This is a genomic window from Microbacterium daqui (genome assembly GCF_050408675.1).
Taxonomy (GTDB): Bacteria; Actinomycetota; Actinomycetes; order Actinomycetales; family Microbacteriaceae; genus Microbacterium.
In genome coordinates this window covers 1-1,417 of record NZ_JBNTKF010000044.1, presented here as the reverse complement: position 1 = coordinate 1,417, position 1,417 = coordinate 1, and the positions used below count along the sequence as shown (strand labels likewise).

The window sequence follows — 1,417 nt, the reverse complement described above, 5'->3', positions numbered from 1 at the left end:
GGTCAAGCCCCAGTACGTGGTGTAGCCGTTGGTGATCCTTCGGGTGTTGGTTAGGCGGTGAGCTCGAGGACGGGGTCGCTCACCTCCTCGGTTCCGGTGTCGGGGATGAGGGTGAGGCGGGACTTGGCGAGGATGTCGAGGCCGAGGTAGCGGCGGCCTTCTGCCCATTCGTCGGTCTGCTCGGCGAGGACGGCGCCGACGAGGCGGATGATCGCGTCCCTGTTCGGGAAGATGCCGACGCTGTCGGTGCGGCGGCGGATCTCGCGGTTGAGTCTCTCGTTGGGGTTGTTGGACCAGATCTGCTGCCAGAGGCCCTCGGGGAACCCTGTGAAGGCGAGGATGTCCGCTCTCGCCGTGTCGAGGTGCTCGTGCGCGTCGGGGAGCTTGCTGTCAACGTAGTCCAGGAGCCGGTCGAACTGGGCGTTCACCGCGGCAGCGTCGGGCTGGTCGTAGACGGAGTGCAGCATCGCTTTGACCGCCGGCCACATGGCCTTCGGCGTCACGGACATCAGGTTCGCCGCGTAGTGGGTGCGGCATCGCTGCCAGACCGCGCCAGGCAGGTTCGCCGCGATCGCTTCGACGAGGCCGTGATGAGCGTCGGAGGTGACCAGACGAACTCCGGAGAGCCCGCGGGCGACGAGGTCGGCGAAGAACGAGCTCCAGGCCGCTCCCGTCTCGCTGGTCGCGACCCGCAGGCCGAGGACTTCACGGCGGCCGTCGGCGTTGACGCCGGTCGCGACGAGCACCACGGCGTTGATCACGCGCCCGCCTTCACGGACCTTCATCGTCAGCGCGTCCGCGGCAACGAACGTGAACGGGCCCGCGTCGCCCAAGGGCCGGTGGCGGAACTGCTCGACGTGCTCGTCGAGCTCGGCGGCCATCCGCGAGACCTGCGATTTCGAGAGGGAATGGATCCCGAGGGTCTTCACGAGTTTGTCCATCCGCCTCGTCGAGACTCCGGCGAGGTAGCAGTCGGCGACGACGGTGATCAGCGCGGTCTCGGCGCGTTTGCGGCGCTCGAGCAGCCACTCCGGGAAGTACGTGCCCGCTCGGAGCTTCGGGATCGCGACATCGATCGTCCCCACACGGGTATCGAGGTCGCGGTGCCGGTAGCCGTTGCGTTGCGCGACACGGTCCGGGCTCGGCGTGCCCCATTCCGCGCCGGCGACGGCGTCCGCATCAGCGGACAACAGCGCGTTGATCGTGGTTTGCAGCAGGTTGCGCATCAGATCTGGCGACGCGTCGGTCAAAGCTTCAGCGAGCACGCTCGCAGGGTCGACAATATGAAGTGCGGTCATCGTGATGATGCCTTTCGAGTGGAGGTTAGAGACTTCTCGAAGGATCACACGGTGACCGCGCTTACGTCGTAAGCGACGAGCCGGCCACCGTGGGCTACACCACCTTAAGGGGCACTACT

The 1,417-nt window shown here is 66.7% G+C and carries 1 protein-coding gene; it reads right to left on the bottom strand.

Features of this window, described 5'->3' with window-relative positions:
• Positions 1-50 precede the first annotated feature (50 nt).
• The gene (locus ACQUSY_RS13345; RefSeq protein WP_428904927.1) at positions 51-1,298 is read right to left on the bottom strand and encodes an IS256 family transposase; all 1,248 of its coding nucleotides are present in this window, start codon (positions 1,296-1,298) and stop codon (positions 51-53) included.
• Positions 1,299-1,417: the final 119 nt, after the last annotated feature.